General features: G+C 50.4%; 20 protein-coding genes and 1 riboswitch. Of the genes, 16 read left to right on the top strand and 4 right to left on the bottom strand.

Features of this window, described 5'->3' with window-relative positions:
- The first annotated feature begins 16 nt into the window (after positions 1-16).
- The 10 genes from KNO86_RS05765 (at position 17) to KNO86_RS05720 (ending at position 10,857) form a co-directional block, all read left to right on the top strand.
- The gene (locus KNO86_RS05765) at positions 17-1,303 is read left to right on the top strand and encodes an arsenic transporter (RefSeq protein ID WP_214693881.1); all 1,287 of its coding nucleotides are present in this window, start codon (positions 17-19) and stop codon (positions 1,301-1,303) included.
- Between the two features lie 12 nt (positions 1,304-1,315).
- Positions 1,316-2,974, top strand: coding sequence for an FAD-dependent oxidoreductase (locus tag KNO86_RS05760; protein ID WP_214693879.1), 1,659 nt, complete (start codon positions 1,316-1,318; stop codon positions 2,972-2,974).
- Positions 2,975-3,209: 235 nt separating this feature from the next.
- Positions 3,210-6,131 (top strand): type I pullulanase, encoded by a 2,922-nt coding sequence (gene pulA, locus KNO86_RS05755; RefSeq protein WP_214693877.1) that lies wholly within the window; start codon positions 3,210-3,212, stop codon positions 6,129-6,131.
- 220 nt (positions 6,132-6,351) lie between these two features.
- Positions 6,352-7,428 carry a nitric oxide synthase oxygenase gene (locus KNO86_RS05750; RefSeq protein WP_214693875.1) on the top strand — a complete coding sequence of 359 codons (1,077 nt, stop codon included), beginning with the start codon at positions 6,352-6,354 and terminating at the stop codon, positions 7,426-7,428.
- A gap of 14 nt (positions 7,429-7,442) precedes the next feature.
- A complete protein-coding gene (locus KNO86_RS05745; protein ID WP_214693873.1) occupies positions 7,443-7,862 on the top strand; it encodes an RDD family protein in 420 nt (139 codons plus the stop codon).
- A gap of 127 nt (positions 7,863-7,989) precedes the next feature.
- The gene (locus tag KNO86_RS05740) at positions 7,990-8,841 is read left to right on the top strand and encodes a DegV family protein (RefSeq protein WP_214693871.1); all 852 of its coding nucleotides are present in this window, start codon (positions 7,990-7,992) and stop codon (positions 8,839-8,841) included.
- A gap of 19 nt (positions 8,842-8,860) precedes the next feature.
- Complete coding sequence (locus tag KNO86_RS05735) at positions 8,861-9,187, top strand: thioredoxin family protein (protein WP_074036441.1); 327 nt, start codon at positions 8,861-8,863, stop codon at positions 9,185-9,187.
- 87 nt (positions 9,188-9,274) lie between these two features.
- The gene (locus KNO86_RS05730) at positions 9,275-9,676 is read left to right on the top strand and encodes a (4Fe-4S)-binding protein (protein WP_214693869.1); all 402 of its coding nucleotides are present in this window, start codon (positions 9,275-9,277) and stop codon (positions 9,674-9,676) included.
- 14 nt (positions 9,677-9,690) lie between these two features.
- Complete coding sequence (locus KNO86_RS05725; protein WP_214693863.1) at positions 9,691-10,584, top strand: DUF5996 family protein; 894 nt, start codon at positions 9,691-9,693, stop codon at positions 10,582-10,584.
- On the top strand, positions 10,585-10,857 hold the full coding sequence (locus KNO86_RS05720; protein WP_214693861.1) for a GNAT family N-acetyltransferase: 273 nt from the start codon (positions 10,585-10,587) through the stop codon (positions 10,855-10,857).
- Positions 10,858-10,895: 38 nt separating this feature from the next.
- Here KNO86_RS05720 and KNO86_RS05715 read toward each other — a convergent pair whose 3' ends face one another.
- The 3 genes from KNO86_RS05715 to KNO86_RS05705 form a co-directional block, all read right to left on the bottom strand.
- Positions 10,896-11,621, bottom strand: a complete 726-nt coding sequence (locus tag KNO86_RS05715) for a DUF4261 domain-containing protein (RefSeq protein ID WP_214693859.1) — start codon at positions 11,619-11,621, stop codon at positions 10,896-10,898.
- An 84-nt stretch (positions 11,622-11,705) separates the two neighbouring features.
- A complete protein-coding gene (locus KNO86_RS05710; RefSeq protein ID WP_214693857.1) occupies positions 11,706-14,027 on the bottom strand; it encodes an ABC transporter permease in 2,322 nt (773 codons plus the stop codon).
- A gap of 12 nt (positions 14,028-14,039) precedes the next feature.
- Complete coding sequence (locus tag KNO86_RS05705) at positions 14,040-14,738, bottom strand: ABC transporter ATP-binding protein (protein ID WP_214693849.1); 699 nt, start codon at positions 14,736-14,738, stop codon at positions 14,040-14,042.
- Between the two features lie 160 nt (positions 14,739-14,898).
- Between KNO86_RS05705 and KNO86_RS05700 the strand changes: the two genes are divergently transcribed.
- Together KNO86_RS05700 and KNO86_RS05695 are read left to right on the top strand one after the other, a co-directional pair.
- The gene (locus KNO86_RS05700) at positions 14,899-15,729 is read left to right on the top strand and encodes a DegV family protein (protein WP_214693847.1); all 831 of its coding nucleotides are present in this window, start codon (positions 14,899-14,901) and stop codon (positions 15,727-15,729) included.
- Positions 15,730-16,026: 297 nt separating this feature from the next.
- Entirely contained in the window at positions 16,027-17,706 is a 1,680-nt protein-coding gene (locus tag KNO86_RS05695) for a sensor domain-containing diguanylate cyclase (RefSeq protein WP_214693845.1), read from the top strand.
- A 45-nt stretch (positions 17,707-17,751) separates the two neighbouring features.
- Here the strand turns inward: KNO86_RS05695 and KNO86_RS05690 are convergent, their stop codons facing one another.
- The gene (locus KNO86_RS05690; RefSeq protein ID WP_074036465.1) at positions 17,752-18,393 is read right to left on the bottom strand and encodes a homing endonuclease associated repeat-containing protein; all 642 of its coding nucleotides are present in this window, start codon (positions 18,391-18,393) and stop codon (positions 17,752-17,754) included.
- 453 nt (positions 18,394-18,846) lie between these two features.
- On the opposite strand from KNO86_RS05690, the gene KNO86_RS05685 reads away from it, so the two are divergent.
- From KNO86_RS05685 to ribB, 4 genes are all read left to right on the top strand, one after another.
- Positions 18,847-19,659: an undecaprenyl-diphosphate phosphatase gene (locus KNO86_RS05685; RefSeq protein WP_214693843.1), complete on the top strand. Its 813-nt coding sequence runs from the start codon at positions 18,847-18,849 to the stop codon at positions 19,657-19,659.
- Between the two features lie 80 nt (positions 19,660-19,739).
- Positions 19,740-19,881, top strand: a riboswitch (FMN riboswitch).
- A gap of 153 nt (positions 19,882-20,034) precedes the next feature.
- Complete coding sequence (gene ribD, locus KNO86_RS05680) at positions 20,035-21,099, top strand: bifunctional diaminohydroxyphosphoribosylaminopyrimidine deaminase/5-amino-6-(5-phosphoribosylamino)uracil reductase RibD (RefSeq protein ID WP_214693841.1); 1,065 nt, start codon at positions 20,035-20,037, stop codon at positions 21,097-21,099.
- Positions 21,099-21,740: a riboflavin synthase gene (ribE, locus tag KNO86_RS05675; RefSeq protein ID WP_214693839.1), complete on the top strand. Its 642-nt coding sequence runs from the start codon at positions 21,099-21,101 to the stop codon at positions 21,738-21,740. The genes ribD and ribE overlap by 1 nt, the downstream gene beginning before the upstream one ends.
- Positions 21,740-22,915, top strand: coding sequence for a 3,4-dihydroxy-2-butanone-4-phosphate synthase (gene ribB, locus KNO86_RS05670; protein WP_214693837.1), 1,176 nt, complete (start codon positions 21,740-21,742; stop codon positions 22,913-22,915). Before ribE ends, ribB begins: the two co-directional genes overlap by 1 nt.
- Positions 22,916-22,917 lie beyond the last annotated feature (2 nt).

Here is a 22,917-nt window from a genome sequence, read left to right as displayed (position 1 = left end):
ATTGGAGGAACTCATTGTGCAGTGGATTGCTAGTTTAATTTTTTTGGTGACGCTCTTTCTGATCATCAAGCAACCGAAAGGCCTTGGCATCGGTTACTCGGCGATGGGGATGGCCGTCATCGCCCTCCTTTCAGGCGTTGTCAACCTCGATGACGTCGGAACGGTATGGGGCATCATCTGGAACGCAACATTCACGTTTATCGCCGTGATTTTGATCTCACTCATTTTAGATGAGATTGGATTTTTTGAATGGGCCGCTTTACATATGGCACGAATCGCTAAAGGCGGTGGGGTGAAGCTATTTGTCTATATCACCTTACTTGGCGCGCTCGTCGCAGCATTGTTCGCAAACGACGGGGCCGCACTCATTTTGACACCAATCGTTTTAGCGATGGTACGAGCACTCAAACTGCCGAACGCGGTCGTGTTGGCATATGTCATGGCATCCGGCTTCATCGCCGACACGGCAAGTCTCCCCTTCATCGTCTCGAACTTGGTCAATATCGTTTCGGCTGACTTCTTTGGTATCGGGTTTGCCGAATATGCGGCGCGGATGGTATTCGTCAACGTGTTCGCAGTCGCAGGTAGTCTGCTCGTCTTGTATCTCTATTTCAAAAAAGACATCCCGAAACAATATGACGCGTCTCAGTTGGCCGAACCGGCGTCGGTCATCAAAGACCATACGATGTTCCGCTTGTCGTGGGTCGTACTCGCTTTGTTAGTCATCGGGTATTTCACGAGTGACTTGCTCGGCATCCCGGTCTCGCTCGTCGCTGGTGTCATCGCCTTGTTCTTCCTCGTGATGGCGAATCGGTCATCTGCGGTAGAGACGACTCAAGTCGTGAAAGGTGCACCGTGGGCCATCGTCTTTTTCTCGCTCGGGATGTATATCGTCGTTTACGGATTACAAAACGCGGGACTGACACAAGTACTTGCCAACTTCATTGACTGGTTCGCAGTGAATGCATTCAGTGCGACGTTCGGGATGGGCTTCTTGGCTGCCATCTTGTCATCGGTCATGAACAATATGCCGACCGTCATGATTGATGCGCTCGCCATCGACTTGACGCATACGACCGGTCAGATTCGGGAAGCCTTAATCTATGCGAACGTTATCGGGTCCGACCTTGGACCGAAAATCACCCCGATTGGGTCACTTGCGACGCTCCTTTGGCTCCATGTGCTCCGCTCGAAAGGCCTTAAAATTGGATGGGGTGAGTATTTCAAAGTCGGGATCATCTTGACGATTCCGACACTGGCCATCACATTGCTCGGCCTCTATATCAGCTTATTACTTTATTAAGGAGTGGGTTATATGAAACTAGTCATCATTGGATCTGTTGCTGCCGGGACATCGGTCGCAGCGAAAGCACGTCGGAATAACGAGGACGCCCAGATTACGATTTACGACAGGGATTATGATATCTCGTACTCAGGTTGCGGCATTCCGTACTACGTCGGCGGAGAAGTGGAGTCACGTGACGATTTGACACCTCGTGACGCGTCGTTCTTTAAGAAACGCTACAACATCGACGTCATGACACGTCATAACGTGACGACGGTCGACAAGGACGCGAAGACGGTGACGGTGGAAAACTTAGAGACAGGTGACACGTTCACGGACTCGTATGACATCCTCGTCCTTGCGACAGGGGCGACGAGCATCATCCCACCGATTCCGGGTGTGAAGTCAGATAACGTCTTCCCAATCCGAAACATTCAGCACGCCGAAGCGACACGGTCGTTCGTCGATTCGACGAACCCGAAACATGCGACGATCATCGGTGCCGGCTTCATCGGTTTGGAGATGGCCGAACAGTTGAAGCTACGCGGTGTGGACGTGACAATCATCGAGCGCGTGCCGCAGGTGATGCCACCACTCGATAAAGACATGGCGTGCCGCGTCGAGGAACACCTCGAGAAGAACGGAATCGAACTCATGCTTGGGGAGACGGTGACGGAACTTGTCGGTGACGGACATGTGGAGCGTGTCGTCACGGAGAGTGGCAAGTCGATCGAGACTGACTTCGTCATCTTATCGGTCGGGGTCCGTCCGAACGTCGAGCTTGCGATGAAGATGGGAGTGGAACTAGGTGAGACGGGAGCGATTGCCGTCAATGAACGTATGGAGACGAACATCCCGGACGTGTATGCGGCTGGAGACGTCGCGGAGAGTTTCTCCATCGTGACAGGAAAACCGATTTGGCGCCCGCTCGGTTCGACAGCGAACAAGATGGGGCGGACCGCTGGGGACGTGATCACGGGCGGTCATCTCGAGCATCGCGGTATCCTCGGAACGGGTATCTTCAAAGTGTTCGGACTTGCGGTGGCGCAGACGGGACTTTCCGAGAAGGAAGCACGCGAACTCGGTTACGACATCGAGGTGCTTCATAACACGAAACCGGATAAGCCTGCCTACATGGGTGGGAAAGACATGACGATCAAAGCGGTCGCAGATCGTTCGACGCGTCAATTGCTCGGCATCCAAATCGTCGGGTTCGAAGGAGTCGACAAACGAATCGACGTCTTCGTCACGGCCATCACACTGAAGGCGAAAGTGGATGACTTGTTTCACCTTGACCTCGCATACGCACCGCCGTTCTCGACGACGAAAGATCCGGTCATGTATACGGGGATGGTCCTTTCGAACAGTATCGACAAGGCGGCACGACTCATCACACCAGCCGAGCTGCAGACACGAATCGATGCAGGGGAAGACATGCAAATCATTGATACGCGGAAAGCAGCGCAGTTCGAGAAGGCGTGTGTCGATTGTGCGGTCAACGTCCCACTCGGCAACTTGCGGGAAGCGGCGAAAGACATGGACAAGGACAAGCCGACCGTCGTCTATTGTAACGGCGGAGTGACGGGGAACGCGGCACAAAACGTGCTCCGTAACCTCGGGTTCACCGACGTGTACAACTTGTCAGGCGGGAACAAGAACTATCAGTTGTTCAAAAAATACGGGAACTAAACAAGGCGACGTCCAGTGCGGGCGTCGTTTTTTGTGCACTGATTTTTCAACGGAACAGCAGAAAGAACGGGACGAATATGGACGATTGTCTATTTAGTTCATTGTTCTTAGTAAATCTGTAAGAACAATGATGCCAATTGACCCTTTTCTAAAATAACGTTGCTTCGCCAAAGGAAACCGTTTACAATTTTTGTGTAAGCGTTTTCTCAAAATAGTGCTATAAGGAGGGACCCTCATGGTCAAAAAGCAATGGAAACCCGTATGGGCAGTTGTGCTAACGTTTGCACTAATTCTGTCAATGTTTCCGATGCCGACGTCCGCTTTGGATAAAGGCAAGTCGACACTCGTCGTCGTCCATTATCAAGAGGCGCCGGATAACGAAAAGGATTGGAACTTATGGCTTTGGGCGAATGGCCCAGATTACTTCCCGAACAAAGGATTCACATTTAATGGGGAAGATGCATTCGGAAAGGTGGCGGCTTACGAATTCCCGGTCGATTCACCTGAAAAAATTGGTCTCATCGTTCGAACGGACAACTGGGACAAAGATAAAGGGTCAGAGAATGACCGCTTCATCACGAGCGACATGATTCAAGATGGTGTCGCAGAAGTGTGGATCAAGTCAGGTGATCCGAAGATTTATACGTCGAACCCAGACGGGGAGACGGCTTCAACGGAGATTGATATGAAAGTTCACTATTTCCGTTACGACAATACATACACGGACTGGGGCCTATGGGCTTGGCCAGACGGTGGGGACGGTCAGAGCATCGCGTTTGACGAAACAGATGCATTCGGTGGCGTGGCGAACGTCAAGCTCGCCAACCCAGAGTCGAAAAAACTTATGGGCTTGATCACGAAAAAAGGAGAATGGACGGAGAAAGACGGGGAAGATCGCTTCGTTCTTGGTTCAGCGAAAGAAATTTGGCTCGTTGAAGGAGATTCAACGATTTACTATTCAGAGCCTGAAATCGATCGTTCACCGAAACTCGTCTCATTCTCGGCGGACACGTTCCGTCAAGCAACGCTCACGACGAACCGCGTCATTACGGATGCGTTCATCGATGAAGTGACGGTAGATGGTGCTACTGTCGCTGCCATCACAAAGGCTGGTGACAAGTCAGTCACAATCGAATTCAAAGAAGATATCGATTTAGCAAAAGTCATCAAAGCCTCACATCCTGAGTTTGGTGAACAGACGCTTCAAGCAGGAAAAGTACTTCGTTCAAAAGAGTTTGATGCGAAGTATGCCTATAATGGCAAACTCGGCATCACGTACCAAAAATCAAAAACTCAATTTGTTCTTTGGGCACCGACGGCTCAACAAGTCGAGCTCGAGCTATGGAACATGCCGAAAGACCGACCAGCGAACGACAAAGACTTGAAAAAAGTCATCCAGATGAAACGTGGGGAACGTGGCACGTGGGTGGCTGAAGTACGCGGCGACCTCGACGGTGTCGGGTATACGTATCAAGTGACACATGCGACAGGGAAAGTCCGTGCGGTCGATCCGTATGCGACAGCTGTCGGGGTGAACGGTGACCAAGGGGTCATCGTCGACTTGAAAGAAACAGATCCGAAACGGTGGAACTCGATGAAGCCGAAGTTGAAAAACGCGACGGACGCCATCATCTATGAGACACACGTCCGCGACTTCTCGATTTTTGATGTCACATCGAACACATACGATTCAGGCATTCGCTATAAAGGGAAATACCTCGGTGTCGTTCAACCAGGAACTCGCTTGATCGAGAACGGGAAGAAGACAGCGACGAAGACGGGACTCGACCATGTCAAAGACCTTGGCGTGACACACGTCCAGTTCATCCCGGTCTATGACTATAACACGGCTTCTGTCGACGAAACGAACCCGACGGCAACATATAACTGGGGCTACGACCCGAAAAACTACAACGCACCAGAAGGATCGTATTCAACGAATCCTTACGATGCTAAAGTGCGAATCAGTCAGATGAAAGAAATGATTCAAGGGCTACATGACAACAACTTACGTGCCGTCATGGACGTTGTCTACAACCACATGTTCGACGCGCAGGCATCTAACCTTCACAAAATCGTACCGGGTTACTACTACCGTTATACGGCAGGTGGCGACTTCGCAAACGGAACAGGTGTCGGGAACGATACGGCGTCTGAGCGTGCGATGATGCAAAAACTCATTGTCGATTCAGTCGTCTACTGGGCAAAAGAATACCATTGGGACGGCTTCCGCTTCGACTTGATGGGAATTCACGATGTCGATACGATGAACAAAGTTCGTGCAGAATTGAATAAAGTCGACAAATCGATTCTCGTCTTCGGTGAAGGCTGGGATCTCGGCACGCCACTTGACGCCGAACTCAAAGCAAACCAAAAGAACGCCTACGACATGCCTGGTGTTGCTCACTTCAATGACAACATCCGTGATGGATTGAAAGGTAGCGTCTTCTATGATGAAGACAATGGCTTCATCAATGGAAAAGAAGGCATGGAGAACCGCGTGAAGACAGGAATCGTCGGGGAAATCACGTATAACGACATGATCAAAGGGTTCACGAAAGAACCGACGCAAGCAATCACATACGTCGAAGCACACGATAACCATACGCTTTGGGACAAGTTGGAGTTGACGAATCCTGACGCTTCTGAAGAAGTGCGTACAGACATGCACCGCCTCGCTTCGAGCATTCTCTTGACGAGCCAAGGTACGACATTCCTTCACGCTGGTCAGGAGTTCATGCGTACGAAAGAAGGCGACCATAACTCGTACAAATCACCGGATTCGATCAATCAGCTCGACTGGAAGCGGGCAGCCGACCGTAAGGCGGACGTCCAATACATGAAAGGCTTGATTGAGATGCGGAAAGCAAATCCTGGTCTCCGCATGACGAAAGCGACTGATGTGAAGCGCTTCTTGAAATTCTACAAGTCTGAGGCGAACGTCATCACGTATTTGATTGATGAAGACGCACCAGGACAAAAGAACGACTTGTACATTACACATAACGCGAACCCGAATGCTGTATCCGTGAAACTTCCAAAAGGAACGTGGAACGTGATAGTCGACGGTGATCGCGCTGGAACGAAAACGATCAAACGTACGACTGGCAGAGTTACAGTCCCTGCCTACCATACGTTTGTCCTCGAGCGTAACTAATTCATTGACCCCACTTGCAAACAAGTGGGGTTTTCTTATGGGGAAATTGCAGACGCCAGATGAATGTTATTTCGAAATTGGTCATTTCAACTTTTCATAAACGATTTTTAGGAAGAGTGATTGTGAGTCTAACCTGTCACGTGCGAGAACGGATAGTTGAAACGAAGGTCTCCTTTTCTCTAAGATGGAAGAAGAGAGAACAAATGAGGAGACTTAAGACATGAATTTGTATGAACAAGCGAGCGAGTGGATGCGACAGTGGAAAGATGACCCTTCCGAACGTTTGCGAGAAATCGAACAAGAAATTGAACGCACGGGTACGTATTCGTTGACGACGGAGGAGTTGTGTGAAGGTGCAAAAGTGGCATGGCGGAACTCGAACCGTTGTATCGGACGATTGTTTTGGCAGACGCTTCATGTGATCGATGCCCGGAATGCGAAAACGTTTGATGACGTCTACGCGCGGCTTGTGGAACATCTTCATTTCGCCACGAACGGTGGGAAAATCCGCTCGACGATGACGATCCTTCCGAACGAGTTTAAACTGTTGAACACGCAGCTGATTCGGTATGCCGGATATGAGACACCGGACGGAATCATCGGAGACCCGATGTCCGTGACGATGACGAAACGGGCCGAACAACTCGGATGGGTCGGGGACGGCACGCCGTTTGATATCTTGCCGCTCGTGATTACGGACGGTCAGGACGTTCGTCTATACGACTTGCCGAGCGATGCCGTGCTCGAAGTAGAAATCGTTCACGAGGAGTTTGATTTGTTTGATGGTCGTCCGATCAAATGGCATGCCGTTCCGGCCATCGCTGACATGGAACTTGAAATCGGCGGTCTCCGTTTTACGTCAGTGCCGTTCAATGGATGGTATATGGAGACAGAAATCGGTGCGCGTAACTTGGCAGACACCGATCGCTATGACTTGTTGCCGCTCGTCGGCCGCTCACTCGGGCTCGATACGTCGAAAGAGCGTTCACTTTGGCGGGATCGCGCGCTCGTTGAATTGAATATTGCCGTCCTCCAATCTTTCGAGCGGGCGGGTGTCACGATTGTTGACCACCATACCGCGGCCAAACAGTTCAAGCGATTCGAAAAGAATGAACGGGAAGCAGGGCGTGACGTCACCGGGCAGTGGAGCTGGCTCATCCCCCCTCTATCGCCTGCGACGACGCACGTCTTCCATGAACATTACGACAACATCATCAAGACGCCGAACTTGTTCGCACGAAGCGGATGTCCGTTCTCAGGGTTTCGTCAGCCGGTAAAAGAGGAAATAAAAGGCTAGAACCGAGAGAAAGGATGATTGCTGTGGCAGTCCCACTTTGGAAACGAGCCGTCGCCGGTCAAATCGACCAAGTCGTTTTTCAGACGCCGGCCAAATTGATTGAAAAGGCCATCCGTAAAAAGGTATGGCCCGACAAGGAAGTGAAGCGGTATTACTTGCCGACCGTTGTGACGATGGCCGGAGAGGTTTACTGTATGCTGTATCAAAACGGTCAGACACTCGGAGACCGAGTCGTCGGGATTAAAGTCGTGAGTGCGGACGGACGTCCGCTCTCCCTCGAGCAGGTCATCAAACGGACGCTTTATAAAGATGTCGTCTATCCGGCGACGCTTGGGATTCCACTCATTCGAGCGCTTCAACAGATGAAGTCGAATAAAGACCTCGAGTTGCCGCATGACGAGTTCGCCCATACGAAATTGATTTCGACAAAGTGAAAAAAGAAGCAGGGCGACCGTGTGTCGCTCTGTTTTTGCGTCCCGTTCGGTCGGGTAGGAATCGGGACAGAAAATAAGGTATAATGAGGTTGGATCAAAATGAACGACCATTGGAGGCTTTTTAGTTATGACAAAAATCGCATGGATTACCGACAGTATGGCCAACTTCTCACAAGAAGAGGCATCACGTCTCGGTGTAGATATCGTCCCGATTCAATTGATTGTGGATGGCAACGGCTACAGTGAAACAAATCTCTCGCTTGAAGACTTGCATCGATATATGATTGATCAAAAGAAAGAAGCGAAGACGTCACAACCGATTTTCGGAGATTTTATCGGCCGCTACGAACGCTTGAAAGAAGAAGGATATGACTGTGCCATCGCCGTCCACTGCTCGAACGGATTGAGCAGCACGGCGAAAAACTCAAAAGCAGCGGCAGAGGCGGCTGACTTCAAAGTGTATACGATCGACTCGCACGCCGCGCTCGAAGCGCAACAAGAGCTCGTTCGAATCGGAAAAGCGGCTGAACAAGATGGCAAATCCATCGAAGAGATTGTCGCATTGCTCGAGGCATGGCGTGATAAGAAAAACTTCTTCATGATTATCGGTAACATGGAAACGATGCGCCGCGGCGGTCGCGTTTCTTCGGGTGAGCTGTTCCTTGCGAACATCTTGAACATCAAACCGATCATCACGCTCGATGAGACAGGGAAAGTCATCCCGTTCAAAAAAGCGCGCTCGTTGAAGAAAGCCTATGCGGAAATGGTCGGTGAACTCGAACGTCGCCACGCGGAGAACGGTGTGAAGGATAACCGAGTGTTCGTCCAAACGGCACTCGCACCGAAGATGCAAGACGACCTTGTCGCGCTCATCGAGTCGAAATTGCCAGGTCTTGAAGTGGTACGGACACGCTTCTGTCCATCGATCGCGGTACATGCCGGATTTGAGACGGTCGGCGTTTTGTGGCTCGACGCTTAATCAATAGGAGGAATGTAAGATGGAAGCAATGACAACCTTGACTGGATTGAATGAACGGATTGCGAGCACGGAACAACTGCTCGTCTACGTATCACATCCAGGATGCAGTGTCTGTCATGCGCTGAAACCTCAAATCGAAGAGATGCTTCATCAATTCCCTGACATCGAGGCGGTCGCGGTGGATTCGGACGAAGTCCCGGAAGTTGCGGGATCCTTCTCCATTTTCACGGTACCGGTCGTCCTCTTTTTCATCAACGGGAAAGAGATGCTACGCCGGGCACGATTCGTCCCAATTGGTGAACTGACGCATCAACTCGAACGCATGCAAGAAATGAGACAAGCCTAAAATCAACCCATCATCCGATTTAGAGGATGATGGGTTTTTTTCGTAAGTGAACGGGTAAAGACCCGCAAACACATAAGGGGTGATTCGATGCGAGGCAAGCAATACGTGGGAGAATCGATTGATGTGTACTACGACGTGTCGCTCTGCGTACATGCGGCAGAATGTGTACGTGGGCTACCGGAAGTGTTTGATACGCAACGGAAACCGTGGATTTTACCAGATGGTGCCGAGGCGCCAGATGTCGCGACGGTGATTGAACGTTGTCCAAGCGGTGCCCTCCAATTCGTCCGAAAAGACGGAGGCGATGCGGAGACACCAGATGTACCGACATCCGTAAAATTGAACGATTGGCAACAAATCGAAGTGCGGGGTGACCTTCAGATCGATCAAGGCGATGAGGTCATTTCGACTTACCGGGCGACACTATGTGGATGCGGGCAATCTGGGAAACGTCCGATCTGTGACCATAGTGGTGCGTGTAAAGGATGAGAGGATGATGGGGGATGCACATTCCATTGCATTCAGAATGGCACGATACGAAATTGACCTTACATTTGATTTCGCAGCTTCTCGGAAAGATCAAACTCAAACTGGCACCGCCGGAACCGCAATGGGGGCACGTCTCGTTGCCGCTCACGGTGCAAGGTTTCACGACAGGGTTGTTATTTGAGGGAGAGCGGGCGCTACAGATTGATGTGGACTTATTGACGTCTTGCCTCGTCGTCCATGTCGAGGAACAGACGGACGCCATTCCGATTGAAGCTGGAAAAACGATTAAGTCGTATCATGATGACTTGTTCGCGCGCCTTCGTGAACACGGGGTACACATCACCATCAATCCGAAACCACAAGAGATGGCCTTCAAAGGGCTACTCGATAAGGACGAGACACCGCTCGCCTATGACGCGACGTATGCCCGAAAAGGATTGAGACTGTTTCAGCGGGCGGCGCACGAACAACTAACATATTTATCGAAATTGCGATGTCGGAAAATCAAACCGGCTCTCTTTTGGGGAACGTTTGATGTCTCATCACTTGTCATCTATCCGATTGAACATCCATTTCCGGAAGATAAAATAATCGAACGTGTCGCCTTCGATGAACAATTTGTCGAATTTGGATTTTGGCTCGGAGACGACGTGACGGATCGTCCGAGTTATTTTGTGTTACCGTATCCGTTTTTGTTCAGATCGTTACCAACGGAGACATTGAAGCCGGAAGCGGGTTATTATGATGCGGAGAAGAGCGAATTTTTCTTGCCACTTGATGAAGCGACGAGTGGTCACGTCCAAGAATTTTTGTCCACCTCGTTTGATATTTTGATGCGTGAGATGGAGTGGACGACGCGTGATCATTTCTTCATCCCACTAAAATTAGACGAGGAGAGTGTTGAGTGAATGGACATCAAACTAAAAGAAAATACGTTTTATGTCGGCGAGGAGGCGAAGCCATCTGCAGAATTACATTACGTACCGACGGGACCCGACAAACTGATTGTCGATCATACGTATGTGAGTGATGACCTGAGAGGACAAGGGGTTGGGGAGAAGCTCGTCCTCGCTGTCGTCGAATATGCACGTGAGCAAGGGAAAACAATCATCCCGCTCTGTCCGTTCACGAAAAATCAGTTCGACCGTCACGAGGAGTATCACGACGTGTTGGCGACGTGAATATATAAAAATGGAGCGCCATCGGGCGCTCCATTTGGTTATTCTGCTGCTTGCGGGACGAGGTAGATTAATCCAAACGGGTTATGCAACAAGTTGTCGATTGTCGTCCGCTCGTCTTCACCCATCTCGACCGTGAAAGCACGTCCGTCTTCGAATGCGAAATGGTCGCCATCACCGAACATCGCCCCGCCTGAGATGAGGTGGAAGTTGAACGAGTGAATCACATGGATGGCATCTTCGATCTCGAGTGTCATCGGTACGGCCACGTCCGCATGTCCAAACGCTTTCATTCCCCAAGACATATAAGCGTTCTCTTCTTCCGTGATTGCCGTCAATAGCGAGTAGTCAAGCGCAAGGTCTTCTTCTTTTGACTCTTGCCATTCGTCTTTCGAGAAGGAAACACCAGCCGACTCGACCATGACGCCGACCCCACCGGCATTCAAGACAGCGTTTGCGGCACGACGCGCGGCGGCGACGTCTGTCAAATCGTTGACGTCGACAATCAAGTAGACGACATGCGTGTGACGGGCGATTCCTTTTGCGACTTTCGGTGTGAATCCACCAGAACTCGCGTGGATCATGGCCTCGGCAAGAGCCGGGTCACGTTCCACGACTTCTACGGTGAACGCTTTGCCCGTCTCATCTTCGAGCAGCAATAAGCCGGCCATCGTGTAGCCTTCACTATGTAAACTGATTTGTTCGTTCACGCCTTCCGCGGAAGACCAGTTCCCGGGAATAGCGAGCATAACTTGTGTACGATTCATGTCAATCATCCTTTTCTGCAAAAGTCAGGCCCCTCTTCTAGAGAGGCCTGGTCTATCTCTTATTATGCCCTATTTTGGCATAAATTATTCTTGATATGTCTTTAATACTTCCTGAAGTGGGATTTGATCGATTTTCCGTCGGCTGACAAACGTACTCAGGAAGAAGAGGAGAACGACCGCACCGAGCGTATAGACGATATAGATCCATTCGAATTCAAGCGGTAGGACGAGCCCGTAATCTTCTGCGAATACGACGATGATGACCCGAAGCGTCAACAGGGCAATCGGAATACTCAAGAGGGCCGAGACGAGCGCATAGATGAAGTAGCTGTTCAGAATCATCGAACGGACTTCCCGTTTTTGGTATCCCATCACTTTCAATAACGAAATGACGTAGTAGTTCTTCTCGACCGTCAGCGCCGTCAGGACGAATAGAATGCTGAAGGCGATGAGAGACGCACCACCAATCAAGACATTCATCATGAAGTTCATATATTGATTGATGGACTCGGATTGTTCAATCAACCCTTGACGGGACAGGATGGTCGGATAGTCTGAGTCGTTCGGGCGCTCCGTCGCATAAATGCCATTGAACAACTCGTCTGTCGCGCCGTCGGTAAGCAGTTCACTTAGCGTCGCCCGGGGCAAATAGGCGAAGTCTCCAGAGAATTCATCGGCAATCCCGACAATCGGATAGGTCAGCGTCTCCTCGTTCAGTTCGACATCGATGTCCTGACCGACTTCAAGACCGAGTTTGAGGGCGAGTGACGAGGAGACGATTAGTCCGTCGGGTTCAAGTGTTAATGTGTCACCATCTTCGTTACGTAGCGGGAACAAGGTATTGTCAATCTCTAAACCTTTCAACGTAATCAATTTCTCTTCGACAAATGCGAACGGGTAAGTGAGGAACGGCTCTTGTCCGTCTTCGATTGGCGGTGAACCGTCCGTATAGGCTTCGTATTCATACACTGCTTCATTCAAACCACCTACGGTCATTCGATCGACAGCCCCGTTCATCATGAGGGCGAAGACGATGAGGATGGTCGAGAACAAGATGCCGAGGAAGAAAATGAGGAAGCTTCCCGTGCTCTTGACCGCATACAAGTATTTGAACTTCGTCTTGCCGCTCGCGCGTTTCAATAGTCGACTAACGAGCCGACTCAGGCGATTCAAGGAAACATTGTCCCGAGGCGATAAGAGGGCGAGGGCGCTTTCTCCCATGATCTTGTAGATGACCGCTCCTGCGACGAGTGCAAAGAAAAGCAGTGGCGCAAATACGGCCGTCAAAAAGACGAGCGGACTCTGGGCGATGGTGATGGACGGTAAGAGATAAAAATCGAGATACAGTTCTTTCAACGGGTCTGCGAAATAAAGACCAAGGAAATAGCCGATGATCAGCATGAAGAAAGCGAAGATTAAGATGAGGACGAGATAAGGTGCTGCGATTTGTCGACGACTGTACCCAATCGCCTTCAACAGTCCGATTTGACCGCGTTCCGCCTCAAGCATATTCGAGATCAGGATGGCGACGATGATAACGGCGATGGAGACGATAAAGAGGCTGAGCCCGAGCGCCATCGCTTTCCCAGAAGAGATTTCACTGTAAATCGCACCGCTACGGATAATATTTTCCGTCTCCATGACAGACACGACAAACGGTAGGTCGAGATCGGTGATGACCGTCTGTTCCGTCACACCGGAGAGGCGGAACGATTCTTGTCCGACGGTCGATTCGAACGATTCGTCTGTCATGAGTAAGAGCGTCTGGGAGCCGGGATCTAGATTGAAAAAATTGTCGTCGAAGAGGGGGAGGGTATAGTCCGGAAAGAGGACGAACCCGCTGACGGTGAACGGTCTGCCAAGGTCGATCGTGTCCCCGATTTCAATTCCATTCTCTTCAGCATACTTTTTGTTCAGGGCGACCTCGTCGTTCGTGCTCGGTCTTGCTCCCGCCTCTACATAGGAACGGTTGATTGAATCGGATTCTTTTAGCAAGAGACCGCGATGTTCCGCGTCACCGAGTGTGTACGTGATCGCTTTTAGGTCACGGAGTTCAATCGTCGCCTCTGGCATCTCTTGTTCGACCGCATCGATGCGTGATGCGATCAAACGATTAAAGACTTCCTCGTCTGCCTGCTTGATGTCGGCTAGTGTGAACGTTCCGGCTTCAGCGAGTGTAGCAACATCGGGGTCACGTAATTCTTCTTCCGTCACCCGGTTGAGCATCTCGATGGCGAAGTCTTCTTGGTTCGATTCCTCCAAGTATTCTTCGGTCGGAACTTCGATTCCGCTAATTCCATAGAACATCATCGTGTACGTGAGTGAACTCATGACGATGATGATGGCGATGGCGAGCAGTTGCATCCATTTCTTACTGAGCGTCTTCCACACGTTTTTGTACAGCATGTCGCCACCTCCTTATCCCCAACGAATGTCACGTGCCGCGACGCGGGTGTCGTGATGGGTCACTTCAACGATTCGACCGGAGTTCATTTTGATGACATCGTCCGCCATGTCACTGATTCCGTTATTGTGCGTGATGACGACGATTGTCTTTTGATACGTCTCGTTCAGTCGCTCTAACAGCTCGAGCACTTTCTTCGAATTCTCCTCGTCGAGCGAGCCCGTCGGTTCGTCACAGAAGACGATTGCTGGATTTTTAGCGAGACTTCGGGCGACAGAGACCCGTTGCTGTTCGCCCCCGGATAGTTGATAGGGATATTTGTCACGCGCTGCAGCGAGCCCGACTTGGTCGAGCAATTCATCGATGGGGAGCGGGTCTTTCGTCAAATCGGACCCGATTTGTACGTTCTCGTAGACGGTCAAGTTTTGAAGGAGATTGTATTGTTGAAAAATGAATCCGAGGTGGTCGCGCCGAAATGCCGTCATCTGTTCGGGGGACAAGTCAGTGAGCACCGTGTCTCCGAATGTGATTTTGCCGCTCGTCACGGTATCGAGTCCGCTGATGACGTTGAGTAGCGTACTTTTCCCGCTTCCGCTCGGTCCGAGGATGACGACGAACGCGCCGTCACGAATACTTAGGTTAATCTCTTTTAAGGCAGCCGTTTCCACGTCGCCGGTCTTATAGATTTTATTGACGTTCTCGAGCTGAATCATCTCTCGTTCGCCTCCTTTGTTCGTTATGTATCATGTACCCTTTTCGAAGTCAGATTGGACAAGTTGCACACAGGATGTTTTGAAAAAATAGTGAAACCGCTTCACCTGTGATAAAATAATATAACCAGGTACTAAAAACTTTTTTAAGGGAGAACTTTTCATGAAGATTGCATACATCACGGACAGTACAATCGTCCTTCCAGATGCTTTAGTGAACCACCCAGATATTCATATCGTCCCGCTCTATGTCGTCAAAGGGGACCAACCGTATAAAGACGGGATTGAAGTCGATGCCACGACCGTCTATGAATGGATTGATGCCGGGGAGCGCGTTTCGACGAGCCAGCCAGCCATTGGAGATTTTGTCACACTGTATGAGAAGTTGAAGGAAGAGTACGACATGGGAATCGCGATTCACCTGTCCTCTGACTTGAGTGGAACGTACTCGGCGTCTGTACAAGGTGCTGAGATTGCAGAATTTAAGTTACTCGCCATTGATTCACGAGCGGGGATCTATACGATGGGGCTCATGCTGGAAGAGTTGATTGAACGTGTCGAACGAGGCGACGCACTCGAAGACGTGGAAGCCTACATGAAGGAACGCGTTGAAGACGTACGGATTGAGCTGACTCTGCAAAACTTGACGCAGATGCAAAAAGGCGGACGCATCTCAAAATCGAAGGCGTTAATCGGGAACATGCTTCAATTGAAACCGGTGCTCCGATTCGAGGATGGGTTGATTGTCCCGTATCAAACGGTCCGCACGTATAAGAAAGCACAGGCTCACTTATTCGAAGTGTTGCGTGCAGCGATTGAGTCTGGTGAGTGTAAAGACGTCTCGATTTTCCACGGCAACGTTCCTGAACTCGCACAAGAGTGGAAAGAGCGACTCGGTGACAACATTCCGATTCGGGTCGACACTCTTGCCCCGCTTCTCGGGGCACATACGGGATCTGGGTCAATCGGAATCTCGTATTTGAAAGCGAAATAAGACGTGAAGGCGTTTCTCGTGAGAGAATCGCCTTTTGTATGCTTCAATTCTGTTTTTGCCTTCGTAAAAATAGAAATGTGATTGTCAGCGAATAAATGAGTAGGAACGTGATGAGAAACATGGAAAGGTCCATCGTTATAGCCTCCTTTCATTGACTGTTGCCGACATTCATGTCTACAAAACTTCTGATTGGGAATCTTTTCAATATTTCATTGTCTCAACTTTCAAACAATTGCTGGAATGTTTTTGCATTACGGGTCATACTAGAAAAAATGAACGAGAAAAGGGGAGAAGACGATGCGATTTCGGAAGTATCTAGTTCGGAGCTGGCTCGCGTGGGCAATCGTCTTCACAGGTGTGACGTATTTGACTTTACACCACCTGGAATCGTTCGACTGGCCGTTGTTTTGGTTTATCTATACGCTAGGCGCTTTGTTCGTCATGAACCCGCTAAAGCGTAGACATCTCCATTTTACGTTCCATGAGATGTTCGTCTTTATCACGTTCTTCCTCTACGGGCTTGCCCCGGCCCTCCTGATGGGGCAACTCCTCTTGTTTACCTTTCAAGCGAGGACGTTCAATCGTCGGGTCGGGCGGCGGCGTTTCTTACATTTCTATCCGCTGAATACGGTGATCGAGTGCCTCCTCGTTTTGTTACCGGGACTGGCCTATATCGGACTCGGTGGACGCATCGGTGAACCCGTTCATTTGATGCAAGAGGGAGTAGCGATGTTGGCGTTCTTAGGGACACTTTTCATCGTCTTGACAATGAGTTTTGCCTTGTCTTATTTCATGGTCGGGGAGCGGATCCCGTTCCCAATCATGTGGCGATTGATTCGATTCGATTGGCTCGTCGTGTCACTCGAACTGTTGTTCACGATGATCGCGATTGAATCGTATCACGTGTTTGGGTACGTCGGTCTCATCGTCACGTTCTTCGTGTTATCTGTCTTAAAAATGTCGATGTCAAAAGCAACGGAGACAGAAGAGACGAAAACAAAAGTCGATCAGGTCGAGCGATTGAAAGAACAGCTATACCGTGTCGATAGCGAGCAACTGTTGATTGAAAAGTTTTGGAACGGACTGCGTGACGTTGTGGAAGTCGAACGTGGTTGGCTGCAGGTCAACCGAAAAGGGGAGCGGACGTTTTATGACATGACGGGACGCATCATCCCAAGTGTGCCGGACGCCTATACGATTGAGCGTTATCAAGACGAGGATGAGCCATGTTTCGTCTATGATTCGTTACATGAATGGCATCCCGAGCTACAGCAACAGCAGCAAGAGCTGCATCATTCAGCGCTCGTCATCCAGCCCGTTTGGGGAGCGGAAACGGCCGTCAGCTGTATGGTGTCGACGACAGCCAACGGCGCGTATGAGACGCCGATTGCCATCGAAGTGAACCGGCTCCTTAAAACGTTGTCGTGGTCGATCGAGCGAATCGATGAGCGGGACCGCCTGCAACATGAGAGTTTGACGGACCCTTTGACGGGCCTACATAATCAGCGGGCGTTACGCAGCTGGACGACAGAACGATTGAATGACGTGGCATCCTATCCGCTCTCGCTTTTCCTCGTCGACTTGGATCACTTCAAGTCGATCAACGATACGTATGGACATGCGTTCGGGGATGAAGTGTTGATTGAGGCCGGACAATTGTTCACGCGCAGCGTTCGGGCGACGGATTTGGTGACGCGGTATGGTGGAGAAGAATTTGTCTTCGTGTTCCCCCGAATGGATGAGGCGGCAGCCCATCTGGTCGGTGAAAAGATACGGGAAGCGCTGAGACGCCATGATTTTGGTACGGAAGGGACACGCATCACGGTGACAGCGAGTATTGGGATTGAGACGATTCATGAATATGAAGACTTGGATACGGTACTCCGGCATGCGGACCGAGCCATGTATGTCGGGGCCAAGTTCAATGGTCGTGACCGGGTCGCCCACTATCAAGAACTATCCACAGAAGTCAGATGAAAGGAGGATCCACCATATGGCGGATCCTCCTTTTGTATGAAAAGATTATGAGTTCGTATTATAAAGTTCCGATTCCACCGCATGAACGGCGGCTGACCAAGAGCCATAGCGATGTAGGATCGCTTTTGTCGAAGGCTTGTTGTTGCGTTTCGCCCATTCCCGATATGCTTCGAATGAGAGGGAGAAGCCCATTTCCTGAATGGCTTCACGTAGCGCGTTAGATAATTCTGTTTTCGAATAGGTGACACTCGCCTCAAGTCCTGCCTCGGCACAGGCATCATGCCACGAACCGAACGTCTTGACGATATGATAATGGCTCGGTGCCTTCGGATGGAGCTTTCGCCATTGCTGATACTTCTTCAAGGTAATGATCGAGCCCATGTCTCGCGAATAAAGTGCAAGCGTCTCGATGATATCCTCGCGTGTATACTTCGGCATTTTGTCTGGCAATTCGACAGTTGCTTCTCCATGCCATTCATAGCCTGCGATGGCAAGTGCCTCAGCCCATGACCCGAACTGTCTGATGATGGATTCAGGAGATGGCCAATTCTGTTCCATGGCAAAGCGACGGTAGACAGAGCGGCGTGGACGTTCCTTCAACAAGTCCCCGAGAAGGCGGATGCAATGGATCATCCTCTGTTGTTCGGTGGACAGGTGATGGGATTTAGTGGTTAGCGTTTGACTCAATGATGGTTCCTCCTTCCGTGGACTCAAATATGAACCGACAAAGATGAAAAAAATGCTCCTACAATCATACTATCGGATGGTTTTTCGGATTTATTAACGTGATTTTGAAAATTATTAAACAATTTCTAAGAATTGGATAGGTCTAAAGTCACAGAAAAACATTTCAAAAAATGGTAACAGTTCTATTACAAATTAAATCGAATTTCGTGATAAATGTAAACAAAAAGTTTTAATCAACCAAAAATGTCATATTTTTATAAAAAAGTACCCAACTGGAGAAATGGGGTCATCGCCTTCGCTCCAGATGAGTACCCTTCTATAATAAATTTAATTTTCAGACTAATCAATCGAATATTGAAATTACATCAAAAAATTTTTAACAGCTGGTCAACGAAAGTCCAATTCTGCTAAAATAGGCGCATTGAGTGAAAAACAGAAAAGAGGATTACCATTATGACAGTTTGGTTATTTTATACGTTGCTCGGATTGATCCAAGGATTCACGGAGCCGATCCCGATTTCCTCGAGCGGACATCTTGTTATCTTCCAAGAATTATTTAACATCGACTTGCCGGGATTGTCATTTGAAGTTTTCGTAAATTTTGCATCGCTCCTCGCGGTCTTAACGGTCTATCGTAAAGATGTCGTCCGCCTCATCGTCAGTTTATGGACGTTCCTGTTCAAGAAAGATCGGACAGATGAGACGATGGTCGATGTGAAGTTTATCGGATTGCTCCTCGTCGCAACGGTTCCGGCCGGTGTGCTCGGTGTCATTTTTGGTGACTGGATTGGAGAAGTACTCGGTGGCGTCGCGACGGTCGGATACACGCTCATCATTACGGGTCTTGCGCTTTGGTTCATTCGAAACATGCGCGGGAATAAAGGAGACGGCGGGATCACGTTACGTGACGCCGTATTGATTGGACTCGCCCAAGCGGTGGCGCTCATCCCAGGAATCAGTCGCTCTGGAGCAACCATCGTCATGGCAATGTTGCTCGGAATCAAGCAAGAATCAGCACTTCGCTTTTCGTTCTTCTTGTTCATTCCAATCAGTCTCGGGACGATGATTTTGGACGGTCCGGCGTTATTTACGAACCCAGAAACACGTGACTTGTTCGGTCCGCTCATCTTGGCGTTTATCGCTTCTTATGTGTTGACTGCGATTTCGTTGAAGTGGTTCCAGCACATCATGGCAAAAGGCGAATTAAAGTATTTCTCATATTATTGCTGGATTGTCGGACTTCTCGTCGTCCTCTTTCTCGCATAATCGAGGCGCTACTCTCACGGGTAGCGTTTTTTGTTTTGCGAAATAAAAACAATTGCGATACAGTAAATCTGTACAAACAAATATTCCTTCGGGGTCGGGTGAAATTCCCAACCGGCGGTGATGGGCCATGCCCTAAGTCCGTGACCCGGGCGCACGTGTGCGAACGGTGGATCTAGTGAGACTCTAGAGCCGACAGTATAGTCTGGATGGGAGAAGGAACAAAAAACAGGTCTGCGTGACCTGTGCTTCGTCGTACGCTTTTCTGTAAAGAAAACGTTTATTTGGCTTGCCCAAAAACGACGAAACCCTCCCACCAAGACCCTAAGGACCGTTCCTTAGGGTCTTTTGTTTGTACGGAAAAAAGGAGGGAGAACGATGAAACAGTACATGCAACAAGCCATCCAATTGGCGAAATCTGCCGACGGACAGACTGGTGTGAACCCACTTGTCGGCGCCGTTCTCGTCAAAGACGGTCGCGTCGTTGGGTTAGGCGCCCATCTCAAGGCGGGCGAACCACATGCTGAAGTTCACGTGATTAAGATGGCAGGTGCGGCAGCGTACGGGGCGACACTTTACGTCACGCTTGAGCCGTGCTCGCATCACGGGAAGACACCACCGTGTGCCGACTTGATCGTTGAATCCGGAGTCAAACGAGTCGTCATTGCCATGAAAGACCCGAACCCGCTCGTTGCCGGAAAAGGGATCATGCGCCTCAAATCGGCTGGCGTCGAAGTTGAAGTCGGGTTACTTGAAGAGGAGGCACGGGCACTAAATCCAGCGTTCTTGCGAGCGCTCGAGACGAAGCGACCGTACGTCATCTTAAAGACGGCGACGAGTCTCGATGGAAAAGTTTCATTGGATTCTGGTGAGAGTCAATGGGTGACAAGCCCGGAAGCCCGTCGTGACGTCCATGAACTACGCGCCAAAACCGATGCGATTTTAACGGGAATCGGAACGGTGCTTGCGGATGATCCGGCACTGACCGTTCGATTGGACCGTGAGACACGTCAACCGAAGCGAGTCGTCCTCGACCGTGACCTTCGCTTGCCACTCGCGAGCACGCTTGCCCGAACGGCCGAAGACGTCCCAGTGCTTCTGTTCACCTCGTCGGACGACAGAGAGAAACGGGAACAGGCACGTGCCATGGGAATCGAGTTATTCGATTATACGTCGCTCGGAAACGTGCTCCAGACACTTTACGCGAACGGGGTTGGACGCTTATTGATCGAGGCGGGACCGACACTTGTCACGTCCCTTCTTGACGGAGGGTATGTGGATGAATGGGTTGCCTATCAATCACCGCGCGTGTTCGGCGGGAAAAACGGTGTCTACCGTTCAAAACAGGAAGGCTCGCTGGATACGATTTCTCGTTTTGAGATTCAGCAGGTCGAGATGATCGGACCCGATCTGAAAGTCGTCCTTCGAAAGGGGGCGCTCTGATGTTTACAGGAATCGTAGAAGAAATTGGTTCGGTCAAAGCGGTGAAACGAAACGGTCCGTCTTTGCGGCTCGTCCTATCGGGGGCAAAGGTGCTCGATGACGTAAAAATCGGCGACAGCATTTCGGTAAATGGGATTTGTTTGACGGTCACAACGTTTGACGCGTCGACATTCGCCGTTGATGTGATGCCAGAGACACTGAAAGCATCCAGTCTAGATGGGGTGAAGCCAGGGACGCGCGTCAATCTCGAACGGGCGATGCCTGCGAACGGACGATTCGGCGGGCATTTCGTGTCCGGGCATGTTGACGGCGTCGGGCGCATCACCAAGAAGCGTCCAATCGCGAATGCCGTATATGTCGACATTCAATGCGACCCTTCGCTTCTTTCATACATCGTGCCGAAGGGATCGATTTCGGTGGACGGGACGAGTCTGACCGTATTCGACGTATCCGAACGTGGGTTTACGCTGTCGTTGATCCCGCACACGTATAGTGAGACTGTTCTCGGGTCGAAGCACGTCGGTGAACCTGTCAATTTGGAATGTGACCTGTTGGCAAAATATATGGAAAAACTAGTCGGACAGTCGAAGATGACACTCGAATCTTTGGTATCACAAGGTTATGGGAAGGCGGGATGGTAATGTTTGATTCGATTGAACGGGCCATTGAGGAATTAAGACGCGGACGTCCGATCATCGTCGTCGATGACGAGAATCGTGAGAATGAAGGTGACTTTGTCGTGCTTGGTGACAAGATGACACCCGAGACGATGAACTTTTTAATCACGGAAGGGAAAGGACTCGTCTGTGCGGCCGTCGCCGAAGAAGTGGCGGCACGCCTTGAGCTTGAACCAATGGTGACGAATAGCACGGACCCGCATGGTACGGCGTTCACAGTCAGCGTCGATCATATCGATTCGACGACAGGCATCTCGGCAAGCGAGCGCTCCCACACCGTTCGTGAATTAGCGAACCCGTCATCACGTCCCTCTGACTTTCAACGACCGGGACATCTCTTCCCGCTCATCGCCAAAAAAGGAGGGGTCTCGGTTCGTCGTGGTCACACGGAAGCATCCGTCGATTTGGCACGACTTTCAGGCAGTGAGCCGGTAGCCGTCATCTGTGAAATCATTCGAGAAGACGGGGAGATGGCCCGCGTCCCGGACTTGGTTGAAGTCGCAAAGCGTCATGATTTGGCGTTCATCACAATCGAAGAATTGGTTCGATATATGGAGACGAGCCTTGTCACGCGGGAAGCGGACGTGTCACTCCCTTCATCGAAAGGGACGTTTCGAATGATCGGATATGAGAACCGATTCGACCGACAAGAGCATGTGGCACTCGTGACCGAGACGCTTACAGACATCCCGCTCGTTCGGATCCATTCCGAATGTTTGACGGGAGACGTCTTTGGGTCGTTCCGATGTGACTGTGGTCCGCAACTTGATGCAGCCATCGAGAGAATCGAACAGGAGTCGGGCATTGTCCTTTATATGCGTCAGGAAGGGCGAGGAATCGGACTCGTGAACAAACTGAAAGCCTATGCCTTACAAGAGGAAGGGTTGGATACGGTCGAGGCGAACGAGGCACTCGGATTCCATCCCGACATGCGTGACTATCGTGTCAGTGCGGCGATGCTCCGTGACCTCGGGGTGAGCCGTGTCCGACTCATGACGAACAACCCTGAAAAAGTCGATGCCTTGGAATCATGTGGCATCACCGTCGTCGAGCGTGTCCCGCTTCACGTCGGTGCGCACGAAGCGAATGAATCATATCGTATGACGAAACAACTCAAAATGAACCATATTGGAGGATAAAT

It is taken from the genome of Exiguobacterium sp. s160 (assembly GCF_018617575.1).
GTDB classification, from domain to species: Bacteria; Bacillota; Bacilli; order Exiguobacteriales; family Exiguobacteriaceae; genus Exiguobacterium; species Exiguobacterium aestuarii_A.
The sequence above is the reverse complement of the archived record's forward strand: the minus strand, read 5'-3'. Positions and strand labels throughout refer to the sequence as shown.

What these genes read in the sequence shown, in the direction of transcription:
- KNO86_RS05760 (WP_214693879.1), top strand. Translation starts at nt 1,316, where the DNA reads ATGAAACTAGTCATCATTGGATCTGTTGCTGCCGGGACATCGGTCGCA.
- pulA (WP_214693877.1), top strand. Translation starts at nt 3,210, where the DNA reads ATGGTCAAAAAGCAATGGAAACCCGTATGGGCAGTTGTGCTAACGTTT.
- KNO86_RS05750 (WP_214693875.1), top strand. Translation starts at nt 6,352, where the DNA reads ATGAATTTGTATGAACAAGCGAGCGAGTGGATGCGACAGTGGAAAGAT.
- KNO86_RS05745 (WP_214693873.1), top strand. Translation starts at nt 7,443, where the DNA reads ATGATTGCTGTGGCAGTCCCACTTTGGAAACGAGCCGTCGCCGGTCAA.
- KNO86_RS05740 (WP_214693871.1), top strand. Translation starts at nt 7,990, where the DNA reads ATGACAAAAATCGCATGGATTACCGACAGTATGGCCAACTTCTCACAA.
- KNO86_RS05735 (WP_074036441.1), top strand. Translation starts at nt 8,861, where the DNA reads ATGGAAGCAATGACAACCTTGACTGGATTGAATGAACGGATTGCGAGC.
- KNO86_RS05730 (WP_214693869.1), top strand. Translation starts at nt 9,275, where the DNA reads ATGCGAGGCAAGCAATACGTGGGAGAATCGATTGATGTGTACTACGAC.
- KNO86_RS05725 (WP_214693863.1), top strand. Translation starts at nt 9,691, where the DNA reads ATGCACATTCCATTGCATTCAGAATGGCACGATACGAAATTGACCTTA.
- KNO86_RS05720 (WP_214693861.1), top strand. Translation starts at nt 10,585, where the DNA reads ATGGACATCAAACTAAAAGAAAATACGTTTTATGTCGGCGAGGAGGCG.
- KNO86_RS05715 (WP_214693859.1), bottom strand. Translation starts at nt 11,621, where the DNA reads ATGAATCGTACACAAGTTATGCTCGCTATTCCCGGGAACTGGTCTTCC.
- KNO86_RS05710 (WP_214693857.1), bottom strand. Translation starts at nt 14,027, where the DNA reads ATGCTGTACAAAAACGTGTGGAAGACGCTCAGTAAGAAATGGATGCAA.
- KNO86_RS05705 (WP_214693849.1), bottom strand. Translation starts at nt 14,738, where the DNA reads ATGATTCAGCTCGAGAACGTCAATAAAATCTATAAGACCGGCGACGTG.
- KNO86_RS05700 (WP_214693847.1), top strand. Translation starts at nt 14,899, where the DNA reads ATGAAGATTGCATACATCACGGACAGTACAATCGTCCTTCCAGATGCT.
- KNO86_RS05695 (WP_214693845.1), top strand. Translation starts at nt 16,027, where the DNA reads ATGCGATTTCGGAAGTATCTAGTTCGGAGCTGGCTCGCGTGGGCAATC.
- KNO86_RS05685 (WP_214693843.1), top strand. Translation starts at nt 18,847, where the DNA reads ATGACAGTTTGGTTATTTTATACGTTGCTCGGATTGATCCAAGGATTC.
- ribD (WP_214693841.1), top strand. Translation starts at nt 20,035, where the DNA reads ATGAAACAGTACATGCAACAAGCCATCCAATTGGCGAAATCTGCCGAC.
- ribE (WP_214693839.1), top strand. Translation starts at nt 21,099, where the DNA reads ATGTTTACAGGAATCGTAGAAGAAATTGGTTCGGTCAAAGCGGTGAAA.
- ribB (WP_214693837.1), top strand. Translation starts at nt 21,740, where the DNA reads ATGTTTGATTCGATTGAACGGGCCATTGAGGAATTAAGACGCGGACGT.